Origin of the sequence: Streptomyces caeruleatus, assembly GCF_001514235.1 — a bacterium.
Classification (GTDB): Bacteria; Actinomycetota; Actinomycetes; order Streptomycetales; family Streptomycetaceae; genus Streptomyces; species Streptomyces caeruleatus.
On record NZ_KQ948925.1, the window covers coordinates 174,925 to 193,035 of the forward strand.

Annotated in this window: 18 protein-coding genes; 14 read left to right on the forward strand and 4 right to left on the reverse strand. The window is 71.6% G+C overall.

What is annotated here, in order from left to right:
- Window positions 1–153: 153 nt before the first annotated feature.
- Genes AQJ67_RS05675 through AQJ67_RS05685 form a run of 3 tightly spaced genes read left to right on the forward strand, consistent with a single transcriptional unit; the run spans window position 154 to window position 3,253 of the window.
- Window positions 154–780, forward strand: a complete 627-nt coding sequence (locus AQJ67_RS05675) for a GTP-binding protein (RefSeq protein WP_062717478.1) — start codon at window positions 154–156, stop codon at window positions 778–780.
- A complete protein-coding gene (locus tag AQJ67_RS05680; protein ID WP_062716940.1) occupies window positions 777–2,015 on the forward strand; it encodes a cytochrome P450 family protein in 1,239 nt (412 codons plus the stop codon). Before AQJ67_RS05675 ends, AQJ67_RS05680 begins: the two co-directional genes overlap by 4 nt.
- A complete protein-coding gene (locus tag AQJ67_RS05685) occupies window positions 2,012–3,253 on the forward strand; it encodes a cytochrome P450 family protein (protein WP_062716941.1) in 1,242 nt (413 codons plus the stop codon). Before AQJ67_RS05680 ends, AQJ67_RS05685 begins: the two co-directional genes overlap by 4 nt.
- A gap of 125 nt (window positions 3,254–3,378) precedes the next feature.
- Here the strand turns inward: AQJ67_RS05685 and AQJ67_RS05690 are convergent, their stop codons facing one another.
- Window positions 3,379–4,911, reverse strand: a complete 1,533-nt coding sequence (locus AQJ67_RS05690; RefSeq protein ID WP_062717479.1) for a helix-turn-helix domain-containing protein — start codon at window positions 4,909–4,911, stop codon at window positions 3,379–3,381.
- A gap of 191 nt (window positions 4,912–5,102) precedes the next feature.
- On the opposite strand from AQJ67_RS05690, the gene AQJ67_RS05695 reads away from it, so the two are divergent.
- Together AQJ67_RS05695 and AQJ67_RS05700 are read left to right on the forward strand one after the other, a co-directional pair.
- Window positions 5,103–5,723, forward strand: coding sequence for an L-threonylcarbamoyladenylate synthase (locus AQJ67_RS05695; RefSeq protein ID WP_062716942.1), 621 nt, complete (start codon window positions 5,103–5,105; stop codon window positions 5,721–5,723).
- Window positions 5,724–5,857: 134 nt separating this feature from the next.
- On the forward strand, window positions 5,858–6,613 hold the full coding sequence (locus AQJ67_RS05700; protein WP_062716943.1) for a dienelactone hydrolase family protein: 756 nt from the start codon (window positions 5,858–5,860) through the stop codon (window positions 6,611–6,613).
- A 114-nt stretch (window positions 6,614–6,727) separates the two neighbouring features.
- On the opposite strand, the gene arsM is transcribed toward AQJ67_RS05700, so the two are convergent.
- Window positions 6,728–7,525 carry an arsenite methyltransferase gene (arsM, locus tag AQJ67_RS05705; protein WP_062716944.1) on the reverse strand — a complete coding sequence of 266 codons (798 nt, stop codon included), beginning with the start codon at window positions 7,523–7,525 and terminating at the stop codon, window positions 6,728–6,730.
- Window positions 7,526–7,598: 73 nt separating this feature from the next.
- On the opposite strand from arsM, the gene AQJ67_RS05710 reads away from it, so the two are divergent.
- The 4 genes from AQJ67_RS05710 (at window position 7,599) to AQJ67_RS05725 (ending at window position 10,145) form a co-directional block, all read left to right on the forward strand.
- On the forward strand, window positions 7,599–7,976 hold the full coding sequence (locus tag AQJ67_RS05710; protein ID WP_079055798.1) for an ArsR/SmtB family transcription factor: 378 nt from the start codon (window positions 7,599–7,601) through the stop codon (window positions 7,974–7,976).
- Window positions 7,973–8,707, forward strand: coding sequence for an aquaporin (locus AQJ67_RS05715; protein ID WP_208614912.1), 735 nt, complete (start codon window positions 7,973–7,975; stop codon window positions 8,705–8,707). Before AQJ67_RS05710 ends, AQJ67_RS05715 begins: the two co-directional genes overlap by 4 nt.
- 28 nt (window positions 8,708–8,735) lie before the next feature.
- The gene (locus tag AQJ67_RS05720; protein WP_062716946.1) at window positions 8,736–9,149 is read left to right on the forward strand and encodes an arsenate reductase ArsC; all 414 of its coding nucleotides are present in this window, start codon (window positions 8,736–8,738) and stop codon (window positions 9,147–9,149) included.
- A 75-nt stretch (window positions 9,150–9,224) separates the two neighbouring features.
- On the forward strand, window positions 9,225–10,145 hold the full coding sequence (locus tag AQJ67_RS05725; RefSeq protein ID WP_159058726.1) for a hypothetical protein: 921 nt from the start codon (window positions 9,225–9,227) through the stop codon (window positions 10,143–10,145).
- On the opposite strand, the gene AQJ67_RS05730 is transcribed toward AQJ67_RS05725, so the two are convergent.
- Window positions 10,096–11,325: an MFS transporter gene (locus AQJ67_RS05730; RefSeq protein ID WP_062717481.1), complete on the reverse strand. Its 1,230-nt coding sequence runs from the start codon at window positions 11,323–11,325 to the stop codon at window positions 10,096–10,098. The genes AQJ67_RS05725 and AQJ67_RS05730 overlap by 50 nt on opposite strands.
- Before the next feature lie 254 nt (window positions 11,326–11,579).
- Here AQJ67_RS05730 and AQJ67_RS05735 point away from each other — a divergent pair, with 254 nt between their 5' ends.
- The 3 genes from AQJ67_RS05735 (at window position 11,580) to AQJ67_RS05745 (ending at window position 14,260) form a co-directional block, all read left to right on the forward strand.
- The gene (locus AQJ67_RS05735; RefSeq protein ID WP_062716948.1) at window positions 11,580–12,380 is read left to right on the forward strand and encodes a DUF899 domain-containing protein; all 801 of its coding nucleotides are present in this window, start codon (window positions 11,580–11,582) and stop codon (window positions 12,378–12,380) included.
- A gap of 56 nt (window positions 12,381–12,436) precedes the next feature.
- Window positions 12,437–13,627 (forward strand): MFS transporter, encoded by a 1,191-nt coding sequence (locus AQJ67_RS05740; RefSeq protein ID WP_062717482.1) that lies wholly within the window; start codon window positions 12,437–12,439, stop codon window positions 13,625–13,627.
- Window positions 13,628–13,696: 69 nt separating this feature from the next.
- A complete protein-coding gene (locus tag AQJ67_RS05745; protein ID WP_062716949.1) occupies window positions 13,697–14,260 on the forward strand; it encodes a dihydrofolate reductase family protein in 564 nt (187 codons plus the stop codon).
- On the opposite strand, the gene AQJ67_RS05750 is transcribed toward AQJ67_RS05745, so the two are convergent.
- Entirely contained in the window at window positions 14,257–15,237 is a 981-nt protein-coding gene (locus AQJ67_RS05750; RefSeq protein ID WP_062716950.1) for an arginase family protein, read from the reverse strand. The two genes, AQJ67_RS05745 and AQJ67_RS05750, sit on opposite strands and share 4 nt — an antisense overlap.
- 386 nt (window positions 15,238–15,623) lie before the next feature.
- On the opposite strand from AQJ67_RS05750, the gene AQJ67_RS05755 reads away from it, so the two are divergent.
- Together AQJ67_RS05755 and AQJ67_RS05760 are read left to right on the forward strand one after the other, a co-directional pair.
- Window positions 15,624–16,502 carry an MHYT domain-containing protein gene (locus tag AQJ67_RS05755; protein ID WP_079055800.1) on the forward strand — a complete coding sequence of 293 codons (879 nt, stop codon included), beginning with the start codon at window positions 15,624–15,626 and terminating at the stop codon, window positions 16,500–16,502.
- 81 nt (window positions 16,503–16,583) lie between these two features.
- Window positions 16,584–18,086 (forward strand): metallophosphoesterase family protein, encoded by a 1,503-nt coding sequence (locus AQJ67_RS05760; protein WP_062716951.1) that lies wholly within the window; start codon window positions 16,584–16,586, stop codon window positions 18,084–18,086.
- Window positions 18,087–18,111: the final 25 nt, after the last annotated feature.

Consider the following 18,111-nt stretch of genomic DNA (forward strand, 5'->3'; position numbering starts at 1 on the left):
ATTGACCCGAGCGGGGTGTGGTGCGTGCAGCTGCAAGGCGGAGGAGGGCGTCGACGCGATGGGGGTCCCCCCGCGCGAGGTTGTTCGAGCGTGGGGGAGTCGGCAACCGACGACAACGCGGCAGATGTGCGTGCCACACCCCGCGACGCCGGCATGATCCAAACGACAGGCCCTAGGCCCGCACCGGGCACGACGCAGGACATCCACCTGCCGGACACCGCCCGTGACCTGGTCAAGATCCTGGTCGCCGGCCCCTTCGGCGTGGGCAAGACGACCCTGATCGACTCCGTGTCCGAGATCCGGCCGCTGCACACCGAGGAGCCGCTCAGCGAGGCGTCCGCGCAGGTGGACGATCTGGCCGGGGTACGGGACAAGTCGACGACCACCGTCGCCGTCGACTTCGGCCGGATCAGCCTGCCGGGCGGGGTCGTGCTGTATCTGTTCGGCACACCCGGGCAGGAGCGGTTCCGGGCGCTGTGGGACGACATCGCCTACGGCGCGCTGGGCGCCCTCGTCCTGGTCGACAGCCGGCGGATCGACGCGTCCTTCGACGTGCTGGGGCTGGTGGAGGAGTCGGGGCTGCCGTACGCCGTCGCCTTCAACACCTTCCCGGACGCGCCCCGGCACCACACCCGGGAGCAGCTGCGCACCGCCCTGGACCTGGAGCCGGGCACACCGATGGTGACGTGCGACGCGCGGGACGCCGCCTCGTCGGTCGACGCGCTGCTCGCACTGGTCCAGCACCTGATCGACCGCGACGTTACGGAGGACTCCCGGTGACCACCCACACCCCCGACCGGCAGGCCTTCACCCGCTCGGCGCCCGTGCGACTGTGGGAGGACGGCTTCGCCCTGGACCCGTACCGCTACTACGCCGCCTTGCGTGCCCAGGGGCCGGTCGGCTGGGCGGAGTTGGCGCCGGGCGTGCCGGCGTACGTGGTCACCGACCGGCAGGCCGCGCTGGATCTGCTGCACGACACGGAGACGTTCTCGCACGATCCGCGGCCGTGGGAGTCCACGGTCGCCGACGACTCGCCGATCCTGGGCATGATGCGCTGGCGGCCCAACACGCTGTTCGCCGACGGCGCGGCCCATGTCCGGTACCGCACCTCGCTGATCGACACCTTCGACCTGGTCGAGCCGCACGACCTGCGGGCGCGGGTGCACCGGGCGGTGCGCGTGCTGGTGGGCCGGTTCGGGCCGCAGGGCGAGGCCGATCTGGTGGGGGACTTCGCGCGACCGTTGATGGCGCTGGTGTTCAACAACCTCTTCGGGCTGCCGGACAGTCAGAGCGACCGGCTCCACAGCGCGCTGGGCAAGATGATGGAGGGCGGCGCCGAGGCGGCCGAGGGCGAGGCGGAGTACGGCGGTTACGTACTGGAGCTGATCGCGGCCAAGGCCGAGCGCCGGGGCGACGACCTGCCGAGCCGGCTGCTGGACCACCCGGCCGGGCTCACGCCCGAGGAGGTCACCTGGCAGGTGTTCCTCACCCTGGGCGCCGGGCACGAGCCGACGGCCAACCTGGTCTCGAACGCGCTGTCCCGCATCCTCGGCAACCCGCTGTACTACTCCACCCTGACCAGCGGCGCCCGCCCTGTGATGGACGCGGTGGTGGAGGTGCTCCACCACGAGACTCCGCTGGCCAACTACGGCATCCACTACGCCCGTAACCCGGTGTCCTTCCACGGCACCTGGATCAGGGCCGCGGTGCCGGTGGTCGTCTCCTACGGCGCGCTCGCCCACTTCGCCGAGCAGGAGGTCACCGAGGGGCGGCATCCCAAGGACGCCTCGCACCTGTCCTGGTCGGCGGGCCCGCACGCCTGCCCGGTCCGGCAGCACACGCTGCTCATCGCCACCGAGGCGATCGAACGGCTCACCCAGTGGCTGCCCGACCTGGAGCCGGTGCTGCCCCGGGCGCGCCTGACCTGGCGGCCCGGCCCCTTCCACCGCTCCCTGACGTCCTTGCCCGTCCGGTTCAGCCCCCGCTCCCCCGACCAGCCTGGAGTGCCCTCGTGACCATGACCGACCGCATCGACCGCTTCGCCATCGACCCGTTCGGCGCCGACATCGCCGCCGAGAGCGCCCGGCTGCGCGCCCTCGGCCCGATCGTGCCCGTGGAGCTGCCCGGCTCCATCCCCGCGTGGGCGCCCACGGGCTACGACACCCTCAAGGAACTCATCCTCGACCCGCGGGTCAGCAAGGATCCCCGGCTGCACTGGCGGCTGTGGCCCGAGATCGGCGAACACCCCTCCTGGGGCTGGATCCTGGGCTGGGTCGGCGTGGTCAACATGCTCTCGACGTACGGCGCCGACCACGCACGGCTGCGCAAGCTGGTCGCGCCGAGCTTCACCCAGCGGCGCACGGAGATGATGCGGCCCCGCGTGCGGAGCATCACCGCCGAGCTGCTCGACGCCCTGGACGCCCTCGACGACGGCGGGTCGTCGGTGGATCTGAAGGCCGGGCTCGCCCACCCCCTGCCGATGCGGATGATCTGCGAACTGTTCGGCGTGCCCGAGGAGTTGCGGGAGGCAACCGCCACCCTCATCGCCGCGATCATGGACACCACCGACCCGTCCCCGGAGCACGCCGCGTTCGTGCAGGAGCAGATCCGTACGGTGCTGGGGGCGCTGATCGCCCATCGCAGCGAGCACCCCGGGGACGATCTGACGACCGAGCTGATCCGGGTGCGCGACGAGGACGGCGACCGGCTCAGTGCCGAGGAGCTCGTCTACACCCTGCTGCTGGTGATCGGCGCCGGCTTCGAGACGACCGTCAATCTCATCGGCAACGCGGTCGTCGCCCTGCTCACCCACCCCGAGCAACTGGCCGCCGTACGCTCCGGGGAGACCGGCTGGGACGCGGTGATCGACGAGACACTGCGGGTGCACCCGTCGATCGCCTCGCTTCCGCTGCGGTTCGCCGTCTCCGACATCGAGGTCGGCGGCGTGACGGTTCCGGCCGGGGACGCCATCATCACGACGTTCGCCGCCGCGGGGCTGGACCCCGTGCACTACGGGCCGGACGCGGACCGCTTCGACGCGTCACGCGGAGCGGACGACCATCTGGCGTTCGGGATCGGCGTGCACCGGTGCATCGGCGCTCCACTGGCCCGTATGGAGGCCCGTACGGCACTGCCCGCGCTCTTCGAACGCTTCCCGGACCTGCGGCTGGCCGTCGACGAGAAGGAGCTGCGTCAGGTGCCGTCGTTCATCGCGTTCGGCTGGCAGGAGATTCCGGTGCGGCTGCGGGCCTGAACGGGTACGCGCGCGGGGACGCGACCGGTCCCCCGTTCCGGTCGTGCCCCCGCGGGAAGTCGAACTTACGTCTGCGGCGGAGCGCTTGGGTATCGCGTCGATGCCCGCTGCGGGCCCGCCGGGACTCACCTGTGCACAAGTGAGTCCGGAAGGCCCGGTTTCGTCGCGGGGAGTGCGGGCTGATCCAGATCGCCCACCGCGAGATGGGCGAGAACGACCTCGTACAGGTCGCTGCCGCCGGCGAGGAGTTGCCGTTCCAGGACGGGTTCGGCGCTGCGGACGTGCTCGCGGACGGTCTGCGCGTGGACGCCGAGGGTCTGCGCGGCACGTTCGGCGTTGCCGCCCTCGGCGATCCAGGTGCGCAGGGTGCGGCGCAGGTCGCGGCTGTCCTGGTCCAGGCGTGCGAGGACGTCCTGCGCCCAGGTGTGCATGGCGGGGCCGGAGAGCAGGTCGCACAGTGAGGCAGGGCTCTCTTGCGACGTACGGTCGTCGGCCGGGGCGTCCGCGAGGCTGACCTGGGTGTTGAGCGCCAGGTGGACCACGGCACGGGCGGTCAGGTCGGAGAAGTCCGTGCGCAGGAGGCCTTCCACGCGTTCCATGCGGGCGCGGACGGTGTTGCGGCTGACGCCGAGGACCTTGGCGGCGCTCACGGCGGTGAACTCCAGACCCAGGCGGGTGGTGGCGAGCAGTTCGGCGCGGGTGTGGTGCGCCAGGGTGTCGAGCGGGTGCAGCAGCCGGGCGGCCCAGCCGCGCAGGGGTGCCGGGTCGATCAGGCGCTCGGGGTGGGTGCGTTCGGCGTAGACCGCGGCCTTGTCGGGGCGGAAGTGCGCGACGGCCAGGGCGCTGACGGCCTGCCCGTACGCGGTGGCGGTGCGGGCCAGGCTCTGCCGGGCGCTGCCGCCGATGAAGGTGCGCGGGCGCGGGCCGATCAGCGACCTCAACTCCCCGGCCTCGTCCTCGCCGGGCGTCACGACGATGACGTGCTCGTCCACCGCCGGGCAGAGCACGACCAGGGCCCGCTCGCCCGTCACGGCCAGGCATTCCTCGGCCAGCCGGTCGCGCTCGTCGGCGGGGCTCTCGACGACATGGACGCAGGCCGTGTCGGTGTCGAGCAGACCGGGCCACAGTCCGGCGGCGACGCGGCGCGCGGAGACGGTGTCCTCCACCATCAGCAACTGAAGGATGGCGAGGCGCAGATCGGAGGTCGCCTGGGCGAGCCGGTGTCCGGCGGCGGTCGTCTCGCTCGCCTTCAGCAGGAGTTCGATGACCTGGACGGTGTGCGTGATCATGTCGGAGGCACGCCGGTCGAAGGGCGTCTCCCGCGCCACCGCGATCACCCCGGCCGAGGCGGGGTTCGGGTACGCCACCCTGACCAGCCGCAGGTGGCGGCCCTGGCCCTCCCAGGCGGCGGAGGCGATGCGTCCGGCGGCGACGGCGGCGACGAGGCTGTCGTCCAGGTCCGGCCAGGTGCCGGTGAGCAGGGTGCCGGTGTCGTCCCGGAGCGAGGCGGTGCCCCGCACGGCGTCCGCGAGCCACGCGACGACCCGGCCGACGTCCCGGCCGTTCGGCCGCAGGTGGTCCAGCAACTCCTGCGCCCACACCGAGGTGTCGGCGCCGCCCGCCCCCGCCTGACGAACCCCGTCCTCCCTGCCAGCCACGTCGGCCTTCACCTCGTCCTGCACTTCACTCACGACATACCGCTCGGGACGTTACCTCACCCGAGCGCGGCGGCAAGTCTGCGCTCGCGCCCGGGAACGGCAACGGGTTCCCGGGAACCGGCGCGCAATCCGCCCGGCCCTGCCCGGGCCTGCATCGCCGCGGGGGGGGGCGCAGGGCATAGGCTCGGCGAATGGCGAAGTACTTCGACGTGCACCCCGACAACCCTCAGTCGCGCACCATCTCCCAGGTCGCGGACAGCATCCGCTCCGGTGCGCTCATCGCGTATCCGACGGACTCCTGCTATGCGCTGGGCTGCCGGCTGGGCAGCCGTGACGGCATCGACCGGATCCGGGCCATTCGCCGCCTGGACGACCGGCACCATTTCACCCTCGTCTGCCAGGACTTCGCGCAGCTCGGCCAGTTCGTGCGGGTCGACAACGACGTGTTCCGCGCGGTCAAGGCGTCCACACCCGGCAGCTACACGTTCATCCTGCCCGCGACGAGGGAGGTGCCGCGGATGCTCCAGCATCCGAAGAAGAAGACGGTCGGCGTGCGCATCCCCGACCATGTCGTCACCCAGGCGCTGCTCGCCGAGCTCGGGGAGCCGCTGCTGTCCAGCACGCTGCTGCTGCCCGACGAGGACGAGCCGATGACGCAGGGCTGGGAGATCAAGGACCGGCTGGACCATGTGCTGGACGCGGTGGTCGACTCCGGGGACTGCGGCACCGAGCCGACGACGGTGATCGACTTCTCCGGCGGCGAGGCCGAGATCGTACGGAAGGGAGCGGGCGACACGTCCCGGTTCGAGTAAAGCGGGTCCCAAACGGTGCCCAAGTGGGAGGGGGTGCCGCGGGTCGTTGAATGTTGCAATGAAACCATGTGCGCGGCCCGGTTCCACCGGGTCGGCGACCCGTTCGCCGTGAACTGCGCAGAGAGGCAACCCCCATGACCTCCGTCCAGGGCACCGCCGTCGACATCCCCACCGAGGACGGCACCGCCGACGCCTATCTGACCCACCCCGCCGACGGCGAGCCCCGCCCCGCGGTGCTGCTGTACATGGACGCCTTCGGTCTGCGGCCGCAGCTGCGGGCGATGGCGGACCGGCTCGCCGAGGCCGGGTACACGGTGCTGGTGCCGAACGTGTTCTACCGTCACGGACGGGCTCCGGTGTTCGAGTTGCCCGAGTTCATCGATCCCGGGGCCCGGCCGGAGATCTTCCAGAGCATCATGCCGGTCATGCAGGCGCTGACGCCGGAAGCGGCGATGCGGGACGCGGGCGCCTATCTGCGCTGGCTCGCCGACTGCCCTGTGGCGGCCGACGGGCCGGTGGCGCTGACCGGTTACTGCATGGGCGCCCGGCTGGCCCTGCTCACCGCCGGCACGTTTCCGGACCGGGTCGCGGCGGCGGCAGGGTTCCACGGCGGCCGGCTCGCCACCGAGGCGCCGGACAGCCCGCACCTGGTGGCCGAACACATCACCGCCGAGCTGTACTTCGGCCACGCCGACCAGGACCCGTCCCTGCCCGCCGAGCAGATCGAGCGTCTGGAGACCGCGCTCACCGAGGCAGGAGTCCGGCATCACTGCGAGGTCTACCCCGGTGCGGGGCACGGGTTCACCCAGGCCGACACCGCCTCCTACCACCGCGAAGGCGACGAGCGGCACTGGGCGGCGCTGCTGGACCTGCTGAAGCGCACGTTCTGACGGCTGGGGCCGGGACTTCTGTCGCCTGTCGCCGGCCGCCCGGTCCCTCCCGGGGTGGCCAGGTCCGCGGTCACGATGACGAGGGGTGCTCCAGGTAGCTCGGGTGTACTGCCTTCACTCCCCCGTCGTTCGGGGGCCGTCACTTTCGACAGGCACCGTGGCGCGGACGATGGCGGAGTGCATGCCGTCGGCGACCGGGTGGGTCGGGGTGATCTCGACGTCGGTGAAGCCCGCTGCCTGGAGGCCTTGCCGGTATTCGGTGAAGGACAGGGCGCCCGCGATGCAGCCGACGTAGTCGCCGCGCTCTGCCCGCTGCGCCGGGGTGAGGGCGTCGTCGGCGACGACGTCGGAGATGCCCAGCCGGCCGCCGGGCCGCAGGACGCGGAAGGTCTCGGCGAAGACGGCGGGCTTGTCGACGGACAGGTTGATCACGCAGTTGGAGATCACCACGTCGATGGTGTCCGAGGGCAGCGGGATCGCTTCGATGGTGCCCTTGAGGAACTCGACGTTGCGAGCGCCCGCCTTCTCGGCGTTGGCGATGGCCAGGCGCAGCATCTCGTCGGTCATGTCCAGTCCGTACGCCTTGCCGGTGGGTCCGACGCGGCGAGCGGAGAGCAGGACGTCGATGCCGCCGCCCGATCCGAGGTCGAGGACGCGTTCGCCGTCCCGGAGTTCGGCGACGGCCGTGGGGTTGCCGCAGCCGAGTGAGGCGGCCACCGCCTCGGCGGGCAGTGCGGCGCGTTCGTCGGCGGCGTAGAGGGTGGAACCGAAGTTCTCGTCGATCTCGACGGGCTGCGGTCCGCAGCAGCCGGTGCCGCCCTCGGCGACCTGAACGGCCGCTTCGGCATACCGCCGGCGGACGGACTCGCGCAGTTCGACGGACTCGCGCAGTTCAGTGGACTGCTCGCGCATGACTCCTCCTGCTTGTATTGACGTTCATTGATGCAAGCTTGCGCCTTGGATCGAAAAACGTCAACATAGAGGCATGTCGAAACAAGAACTTGAGGTGATCGGCCAGGCCGCCGCCGACTCCTGCTGCGGCGCACTGGCGTCCGCGCCCCTGGACGACGAGCGGGCGGCGGAGCTGGCCAAGGTGTTCAAGGCGCTCGGGGATCCGGTCCGACTGCGGCTGCTGTCGATGATCGCCTCCCGGGAGGGCGGCGAGGTCTGCGTCTGCGAGATGACCCCCGCGTTCGACCTGTCCCAGCCCACGATCTCCCACCACCTCAAGCTGCTGCGCCAGGCCGGGCTGATCGACTGCGAGCGTCGCGGCACGTGGGTGTACTACTGGGTGCTGCCGGGCGTCCTGGACCGGCTCGCCGAATTCCTGACCACCCCGCAGTCCGCCCGGGTGTCCGGGTGACCGCCTCTCTGGGCCGTCGCCTCGCCGCGGAGTCGCTCGGGACCGCACTGCTGGTCGCCGTCGTCGTCGGCTCCGGGATCCAGGCCACCGAGCTCTCGTCCGACGTCGGTGTGCAGCTGCTGGCCAACTCCCTGGCCACCGTCTTCGGTCTGGCCGTGCTGATCACGCTGTTCGGGCCGGTCTCCGGCGCGCACTTCAATCCGGTCGTGACGCTCGCCGTCTGGTTCACGGGCCGCCGCACCGGCACCGGCCCCTCGCTGCGGGAGGTCGCCGCGTACGTCCCCGCCCAGGTGGCCGGGGCGATCGGCGGCGCGGTCCTGGCCGACGCCATGTTCGCCAGGCCCCTGGTGCGGCTCTCCACTCACGACCGGTTCGCCGGACACCTGTGGCTGGGCGAGGTCGTCGCCACGGCCGGGCTGATCCTGCTCGTCCTCGGCCTGGAGCGCGTCGGCCGTGCCGCCACGGCGCCGGCGGCCGTGGCCGCGTACATCGGCGCCGCTTACTGGTTCACCTCCTCCACCTCGTTCGCGAACCCCGCGGTGACCGTCGGACGCGCCTTCACCGACACCTTCGCCGGGATCGCCCCCGCCTCCGTGGCCCCGTTCGTCGCGGCGCAACTGATCGGTGCCGTACTGGGAGTGGGCGCCGTCGCCCTGGTGTACGGCCGCCGCGCACGGACCGGACTCGACGCCGCCGTCCCGCACGCCGAGCGTGAACTCGCCACCCCCTGACGTCCCCGCACCTCCGAGGAGCCGTTCCATGAGCACCACCGCACCGCGCCCGTCCGTGCTGTTCGTCTGCGTCCACAACGCCGGCCGTTCCCAGATGGCCGCCGCCTACCTCAGCCACCTCGCGGGCGACCGCATCGAGGTCCGTTCCGCCGGATCGGCACCCGCTGACCACGTGAACCCCGCGGTCGTCGAGGCGATGGCCGAGGCCGGCATCGACATCGCCGCCGAGAGCCCGAAGGTCCTCACCGTCGAGGCCGTCCAGGCGTCCGACGTGGTGATCACCATGGGCTGCGGGGACGCCTGCCCGGTCTTCCCCGGCAAGACCTACCTCGACTGGCGGCTCGACGACCCGGCCGGGCAGGGCGTCGCGGCAGTCCGGCCGATCCGCGACGCGATCGAGGCGCGGGTACGAGGGTTGATCGCGGACGTACTGCCTGCATGACCGCCTCCCGTCGGGACTGCCGGGTCGGTCCGCCCGCTGCGGACGTGCGCGGGCGGGCCTGCGACCATGATCCGCATGACCGGTTCAACTGATCCCGCGGCTCAGGCGGCGACCGCGGCGGAAGCCCTCTTCACCTCCACCGGTGACACCGGCCTGGAGCCTGTCACCGTCCTCACCTACCCGGCCGGAGCGGATCGTCTCGCTCGCCGGGAGGCGCTGCGTCCGGTGTACGAGGCGGTCGTCGCGCGGATCGGCAAGCCCACCCTGCTCGGTGGGTCCGCCGGCGGGCCGAGTGTGCGGTGGTGCACCGCGGAACGGGTCCTGCTGCTGTCCGGCGACCCCGCGCACGTCGAGCTCTCGGTGCACGAGGCCCGCACGTTCGAGGACGAGGAGTGGAACACGTTCGACGGCACGGATCTGGGCCGCAAGGGGCAGCCGCATCGCTTCGGCGAGCTGCCCTACACCTGGCAGCTCGACCGCAAGGGTCCAGGGAAGGCCACATCGTGGACGTACAACGGGGTGATGGTCGCCCACGGTTGGGACCACGCGGTCACCGGACTCGAACTGATGCTCGCCGCGTGGGTGGAGCAGTACCCCGTCCAGGCCCCGGGCGACTGGATCGGTTTCAATCTGTGGACCGCCCGGGACTGGCGCCGGGACATGATCGTGTCGTACTCACCGGGCGACCAGGGCCGCGAGTTGGCCGTGGGCATCCACGACCGGGGTGCCGAGCAGACCGAGGAGCGGCAGGCGCGGATGCGTGAGCGTGGCTGGCAGATCCTGGACGAGCACCAGTGGTGGCGCACCGCGTTGCCGGAGACTGATCCCGACGCGCCCCGGCGGATCGCCGAGCTCACCATCGCCGAGTGCCGTGCCCGCGGGGCGACCGGGCCGAACGAGCTGCGGGCTCACGACATCAGCGCGGGCGACGACGGCGAACTGTGGCTCACCGGCCTGGGCCTGCCGACCCACCCTTCCCGCGGCGAGCACTTCTGAGGGAAGGCCGACGCCCCGGTGGACCGGACCTGGCCGTGTACGCCGCGATGCTCATGACGGCCGTCGCGGTCAGGACGATCCCGGCGCCGACGTAGAGCGGTGACGTGTAGCCGTAGCCCGCTGTGATGGCCAGACCGCCGAGCCAGGCGCCGAGGGCGTTGCCAATGTTGGACGCCGAGACGTTGGCCCCGGCGGCGAGTGCCGCGCCGTGGGCGTGGTCGGTGACGCGGGTGATCAGGCCGGGTACACCGGCGAAGCCGGTCAGCCCCAGCAGGAACACGAGGGTCACCGATGCGACGGCGCTCTGCGCCAGGAGGCCGAACGCGGCCAGGGTGACGGTGAGTCCGAGCAGGGAGAGGACCAGGGTGCGGTCCCGGTCGTGGTCGGCCGCCCGGCCGCCGACCAGGTTGCCGACGACCAGGCCGACGCCGTAGACCATCAGCAGCCAGGCGACGTCCGCCGAGGAAAAGCCGCTGACCTCGGTGAAGGTGTAGGCGAGGTAGCTGAAGGCGCCGAACATCCCGCCGTAGCCGAGCGCGGTGGCCGTCAGGGTCAGCCAGACCTGCCAGGACCGGAAGGCCCGGAGCTGGGCCCGCAGACCGGCGGGCGGCGCCGTCGGCGGCAGTGTCCGGTCCGCGCGGCCCGGGACGAGCGTGACGATCCCCGCCAGGGCCAGCACGCCGATCGCGGTCACCGCCCAGAAGGCCGCCCGCCAGCCCCAGCGCTCCCCGACCAGCGCGCCGAACGGCACGCCGAGCACGTTCGCGACGGTCAGTCCGGCGAACATGACGGCCACCGCGCGGGACTTCCTCTCCGGCGCCACCATGTCACGCGCGACCAGCGAGCCGATCCCGAAGAACGAGCCGTGACAGAGGGCCGCGACGATCCGCCCGAGCATCATCACTGGATAGCTCGGCGCGACCGCCGACAGCAGGTTGCCGACGACGAACAACACCAGCAGGCCCACCAGGACCTGCTTCCTGGGCAGCCGTGCCGTCGCCGCGGTCAGCGCGACGGCGCCGATCGCGACACTGAGCGCGTACCCGGAGATCAGCCGGCCGGCCGCCGCCTCGGACACCGCGAAGCTCGCCGCCACCTGCGGCAGCAGCCCGGCGATCAGGAACTCCGTCAGCCCGATGCCGAAGCCGCCGAGTGCCAGCGCGACGAGTCCGCTCGGCATGCGTGGCCGTTCGCTCGCGCGCTCCGGTAAGAGGAAGTCCGTGTCGCCGGCCCTGAATTCGCTCATGGTCCCACCCTCACGCGTCGTGGTGGATCCGCCCATGGACAAAGATCGACGGCTCTTGGACGGAAGTGACGGCGCCGGGTTCGGCGGCGGATGTGCCCTGCCGGAGGGGAGAGCGCAAGCTGGAGGTGGAAGCGGCCGGTCCGTAAGCGGCAGTGCCTTCGGCGGCACCACCCATGGGGAGGTCCTGGATGACTTCGATGCCGAACCTGCCGGAGGTGGTTTCGCGCGAGGAGTGGCTCACCGCCCGCAGGGAGCTGCTGACCCGGGAGAAGGAGCTCACCCGGGCCCGGGACCGGGTCAACGCCGAGCGGCGGCGGCTGCCGATGGTCCGCGTCGACAAGCCGTACACGTTCGAGGGCCCGGACGGGCGGGTCGGTCTGCTCGATCTGTTCGAGGGGCGGCCGCAGCTGGTCGTGCACCACTTCATGTGGACGTACGACCTCGACGCCGACGGCACCGAGCACCCCCGTGACACGGGGTGCAGCAGCTGCTCCTCCGCGGCCGACCAGATCCCCGCCCGGCTGCGGCAACTGCACGTGCGCAACACGTCGCTGGTCGCGGTGAGCCGGGCGCCGTACGAGAAGCTCGCCGCCTACCGCGCGCGGATGGGCTGGACCTTCCCCTGGTACTCGTCGGCCGGCAGCGACTTCAACCACGACTTCCACGCCACCGTCGACGACCGGGTCGCACCCGTCCAGGTCTACTTCCGCTCCGAGGCCGAACTCGCCGAGGCGGGCACGCCGTGGTCGGCGGGGATGCGGGGCGACTATCCGGGCATCAGCGCGTTCCTGCGGGTCGGGGACGAGGTCTTCCACACGTACGCCACGTACGGCCGCGGCATCGAGGAGTTCCACAACTGCTATCCGTACCTGGACCTGACCGCCCTCGGCCGCCAGGAGGCGTGGGAGGAGCCGGCCGGCCGCGCGGAGCCGCTCGGGCTGGAGGTCGGCGGGCCGGGGCTGCGGCTGCCCGACGAGTACGACGCGTGAGCGCCGGTGGCGTGCCGGGCCGGGTCCGGGCGGTGCGCGGCGTTACGGTCGGCGGCATGGACGGTGATCGCCGAGGGTGGCGTGCGTGTGTGCTCGCCGGCGCGATGTTCGCCGTGTGCATGGCAGGAACCACGCTGCCGACGCCGCTCTACGGTCACTACCAGGACAAGTTCGGCTTCTCCGAGCTGATGGTCACCGTGGTGTACGCCGTGTACGCCTTCGCGGTGATCGGCGTGCTGCTGCTCGTGGGCAACGCCTCGGACGCGGTGGGCAGGCGCCCGGTGATCCTGTGCGGGCTGGGCTTCGCGGCCGCGAGTGCCGTCTGCTTCCTGTGCGCCACGGGGCTGGGCTGGCTGTTCGTGGGGCGGCTGCTGTCGGGGCTGTCGGCCGGTCTGCTCACCGGGGCCGCCACGGCGTACGTGATGGAGCTGGCACCGGCGGGCGGCGCCTCCCGGGCCACGCTGGTGGCGACCGCCGCCAACATGGGCGGACTGGGGTGCGGCCCGCTGCTGGCCGGAGTGCTGGCGCAGTACGCGCCCTGGCCGCTGTACCTGCCGTTCGCCGTGCACCTCGCGCTGGTGGCGGGTGCGGTCGCCGTCACGCTGTGGCTTCCGGAGACCGTACGGGAACGCGGGTCGCTGCGTACCGTACGACCGCAACGGCCCGGCCTGCCGCCGCAGGTGCGGGCGGTGTTCGGGCCGGCGGCCATCGCCTCGTTCGTGGGTTTCGCCCTGTTCGGGGTGTTCACCTCGGTCAGCCCGGCGTTTCTCGCCGAGTCCCTGAACGAGCGCAACCACGCCGTGAGCGGGCTGGTCGTGGCGCTGGCGTTCTTCTCCTCGACCGCCGGGCAACTGGCCGTCGGCCGGGTCGGGGTCGGGCGGTCGCTGCCGCTGGGCTGCGCCGGTCTGCTCGCCGGTCTCGCGCTGCTCGCGGGCGCGCTGCGGTGGGATCTGCTGGCGCTGGTGGTGCTGAGCGCGATCGTCGGCGGCATCGGACAAGGGCTGTCGTTCCGCGGGGCGCTGTCCGCGGTCGCGGCGGCGTCTCCGCCGGAGCAGCGCGCGGCCGTGATCTCGACGCTGTTCGTGGTGGCCTACACCGGTATCTCGGTCCCGGTGATCGGTGTGGGCGTGCTGGCCGATCCGATGGGCCTGGAGGGCGCGGGGCTGGTGTTCATCGCCTGCATGACCGTCCTGGTCTCGACCGCGGCGGCCTATCTGCTGCGGCGGCCGGTGCCGGCGAGTACATGAGCGAGCCGCGATGAGTTTCGCGCCGTCCGGCGGTCTCACTGTCGAACCCTGCACCGAGGAGGACTCCTGATGCGCAAGGTGACCTATTCGATGAACGTCTCACTGGACGGCTACATCGTGGGACCGGACGGCGGTTTCGACTGGTCGGAGCCCGACGACGACGTCTTCCGCTTCTGGATCGACGATATCCGCGGGGTCGACGTCCACCTGCTGGGGCGGCGGCTGTACGAGACGATGCTGTACTGGGAGACGGCCGACCAGGATCCCTCGCTCGGTGACGATCAGCGGGAGTGGACCGCGCTCTGGAATCCGCTCCCCAAGGTCGTGTTCTCCACCACGCTGTCGACGGTGCAGGGCGCCGCCCGCCTCGCCTCCGGCAGCGTCGCGGAGGAGATCAAGCGGTTGCGGGCCGAGCCGGGAGACGGCCAGATCGCGATCGGCGGCGCCACCCTCGCCGCCCAGGCGGCCGCGTCGGGTCTGATCGACGAGTACCGGGCCATCGTCTACCCGGTGCTCGTCGGCGGTGGCATCCCGTTCTTCGCCCGGGACGAGCGCCGGGTGGACCTCGAACTCGTCGACACCCGTACCTTCAACTCGAAGTTCGTCGGGCTCTGCTACCGGGTGAAGCGCTAGGCCGGGTCCAGGTCGTCGCCCTCGCCGGGTCGTCGCTCCGTGCGCGCCGACAGCCCCCGGCGCAGGCACTCGGCGAGACGGCCGGCGATCGTGCCGGCGGGGTCCAGGCGCGGGTTGAAGATCGTGACGTCCAGTCCGACGGCTCCCGGGTCGCCCAGTGCCGTGCGCAGCACGGTCTCCAGCTCCTCCCAGCTCAGACCGCCGGGGAGTCGGTAGTCGACGGCGGGCATGATCGCGTCGTCCAGGACGTCGACGTCCAGATGGACCCAGAACCCGGCGCCGTTTCCGGTGCCGGTTGCCGTTCCGGTTCCGCCGGTTCGGGTTCCGGCGGTTCGGGTTCCGGCGGTGAGCCGGTCGACCGCCCGCCGTGCTGCCGTGGCGGCACCTGACGCCCGTACGCCGTCCAGGTCGAGCGTGTGCAGCCCGGGCGGCAGCGGCTGCATTCCGGCCTGTTCCGATTCATCGGTGTCACGGAAACCGAGGGCCACGACGTCCTCGTCGCGCACCAGAGGGCCGCGGCCCTCGAGGTCGGCGAGCAGCCGGGGCCCGCGTCCGGTGGCGAGGGCGAGGTCCATCGAGGCGGCCTCACCGTACGGCTCCGCCGAGGGCTGGTAGAAGTCGGTGTGACCGTCCAGGAAGAGCAGCCGGGGGTGCTGTCCGCGGCGGCGCAGGGCGAGGAGGTTGCCGAGCAGGATGCTGCAGTCTCCGCCGAGGACGACCGGGAAACGGCCCGCGTCCAGGACGTCGCCGACGGCGTCGGCCAGTCGGGCGGAGTAGTCCACGATGCCGTGCGGGTTCAGTACTTGGGTGTCGGCGTCCCGCGTCGGGTCGTAGACCGGCGGTTCGACCCGGCCGGCCCGTATCGCGTCGAGACCGGCCGGCAGACCGGCGTCGAGCAGTGCCGTCGGGAGCTCCTGGACCCAGGAGGGGCGCAGGCCGAGCACGGACGGTGCCTCGATGATCGCGAGTTCCCGCATGTCCGGCCCTCTCCGTCGCTGGGCCCTCCCCGTCGCTGGGCCCTCTCCTTCGCTGGGCCCTCTCCTTCGCTGGGCCCTCTCGTCGCCCTCCTGAGTCCATCTGTGCCACATCCCGGGCACGGGCACCACTCGTGGCCCTGCGGGGACGGGGCGGATCACGCGGATCACGCCCCACCGGCACGCGTCTCGTAGCAGCTCGTGGCCGGAACTCCCGGGCAATCCGTCCACCTGTCCAGAACTCGTCCCTGGACGACCGGAGTTGACTCACGGTGATACAGAGTTCAACTGCTACCGACGGTAAAGGCTTGCTTTGCGCACCCTTGACACGTAGAACCTTGCTCCACAACTGGCACACAACTGGCCAGGACTCTGGGGGGAGTTGGCTTATGCAAGGCACGGTTGACGGGTTCCGCTACGGTGCGGTGACCCCGGTGGCGGCCTATCTGATGGCCTGCCTGGGAGGGGCGTTAGGACTGAGGTGCATCGTCCGCTCCCTGCTCAACGGAGAGTCCTGGCGGCCCGGTTGGCTGGCGCTCGGCGCCGCGTCGATCGGGTGCGGTATCTGGACGATGCACTTCATCGCGATGATCGGCTTCCAGGTCGAGGAGGCCAGGATCCGTTACGACACGGGCCTCACCGTGCTCAGCCTCGGCGTGGCGATCGTCGTGGTCGGCATCGGCGTGTTCATCGTGGGCTACCGGGGCGCGGGCAAGGGCGCGCTGCCCGGCGCGGGCGTGATCACCGGGCTCGGTGTGGCGGCGATGCACTATCTGGGCATGGCGGCGCTGCGGGTGGACGGCAGCATCCGGTACGACGTGTTCGCCGTGAGCCTCTCCGTTCTGATCGCCATCGTCGCCGCGACCGCCGCGCTGTGGGCGGCCGTCACCATCCGCGGCTTTCTGACCAGCCTCGGCGCCAGCCTGGTCATGGGCATCGCCGTGTCGGGCATGCACTACACCGGCATGGCCGCCGTGAGCGTGCATCTGCACGGCACGAGCGGCTCGTCGTGGGCGGGGGACTCGCCTTCCTCACTGCTGCTTCCCATGCTCCTCGGGCCGATCGTCTTCCTCGTACTGGCCGGGGTGGTGGTGATGTTCGACCCGCTGCTGGTCCTCGGCGAGGTCGAGCACAGCCGGTCCGGGACGGCTCGGAACACCGGAACGCCCTCCCGTGCCTTCGCGCAACAGCCCAGCCGCGCAACGGAGTTCAAGGCCACCGTCAGCACGTCGCGGTCACGCCGGGGTGCGTACGCCCGCAAGGGGTGACTCAGGAGCGGGAGCACGGCGACGCGCCCGGGGTCGCGCTCCCCCTCTCGGCGTTCTCTAGATCATTGTTACGGTGCACAGGTGTCTGACTCCTCACGCGATACCGCCGAAGGCGCCGGCTGGGGCGCCGCCGAACTCGGCACGTACAAGCGGCTGATGCCGCACAAGGTCGAGAAGATCTCCTGGCTCGACCCGAGAATGCTGTGGGCCGCGCGCAACGGCGTACTTGCGTCCTGGTTCGGTGACCCCACGGGCCGCACCCGTAACCGCTGGGTGGCCCAGCGGGCGGCCGCGGGCGCGCCGGCCGACAAGGTGATCCGGCGGGACGATCCGGACCGGTTCTCCTTCCTCGTCATCGGGGACACCGGAGAGGGTGACGACCCTCAGTACGCCGTCGTGCCAGGGTTCTTGAAGACGGGTCAGGACACGAGGTTCGCGATTCTCGCGAGCGACGTGATCTACCCGGTGGGCAGCGCCGACGACTACGGCAGCAAGTTCTTCCGGCCGTACCAGGAGTACCGGGCCCCGGTCTACGCGATACCGGGCAACCACGACTGGTACGAGGATCTCGGCGCGTTCATGCGCGTCTTCTGCGACGACGCCCCGCCCCTCGCGCCCGAGCCCGCGCCGCGTGCGCTCAGCCGGGCCGGGCTGAGGTCGCTGCTGTGGCACCGCCCGCGCAAGGGCGACGGTCAACGGCTCGCGGAGCACCGGAAGTTGAGGTCGGAGGCGGCCCAACAGGCCGTCCAGCCGGGGCCGTACTGGGCGATCGACGCCGGGCCGGTACGGATCGTCGGCATCGACACCGGGCTCCTCGGGACGATCGACGCCGAGCAGGGCGCGTGGCTGCGCGAGGTGTCGACGGATCCCCGCCCGAAGATCCTGGTCACGGGATCGCCCCTGTACGTGGACGGCGAACACCACCCCTGCGCCATCGAGGGCGGCGGAACCGTGGACGAGATCGTGCGGGACCCGGCGCACCGCTATGTCGCGGCGATCGGCGGTGACATCCACAACTACCAGCGCTATCCGGTGCAGGTGGACGGCCGCACGATCCAGTACGTGGTCTCGGGCGGCGGCGGGGCGTTCATGCACGCCACGCACACCATCCCGCGCGTCGACATCGCGAACGTCACCGAGAAGGAGTTCCGCTGCTATCCGCTGCGCGGTGACTCGCTGGCCTTCTACAGCAGGCTGTACGGCCGCCGGCTGCGTCTGCGCCGCTTCTTCACGCTCAGCGAGGCCGAGGCGTCGGCCGTCGTCGCCGAGCGGCTCGGCATGCCGCTGACCCGGGCCCAGCAGCAAACGGCCCGCATCTCCTGGCGCACCCGTCTGGTGGCCGCCCTGCTCGGCGCGGGCCGCCGCCCCGACCGCACCGCGCGCTTCCGCCTCCCGGTGCGCAAGATCTACACGTCGCTGTTCTCCCCGAGCTCGGCGACGTACAGCCCGCCGTTCTTCAAGCAGTTCCTCCGTCTGGACGTCACCCCGGAGACCGTCCGTCTGCGCTGCTACGCCGCGACGGGCAGCCTCGCCCAGGAGCTGGAACCGCCGGTCGAGGACGAGGTGACGATCCCGCTGGTCTGAGCGCGGGGGGGGCGGGAACAGGGCG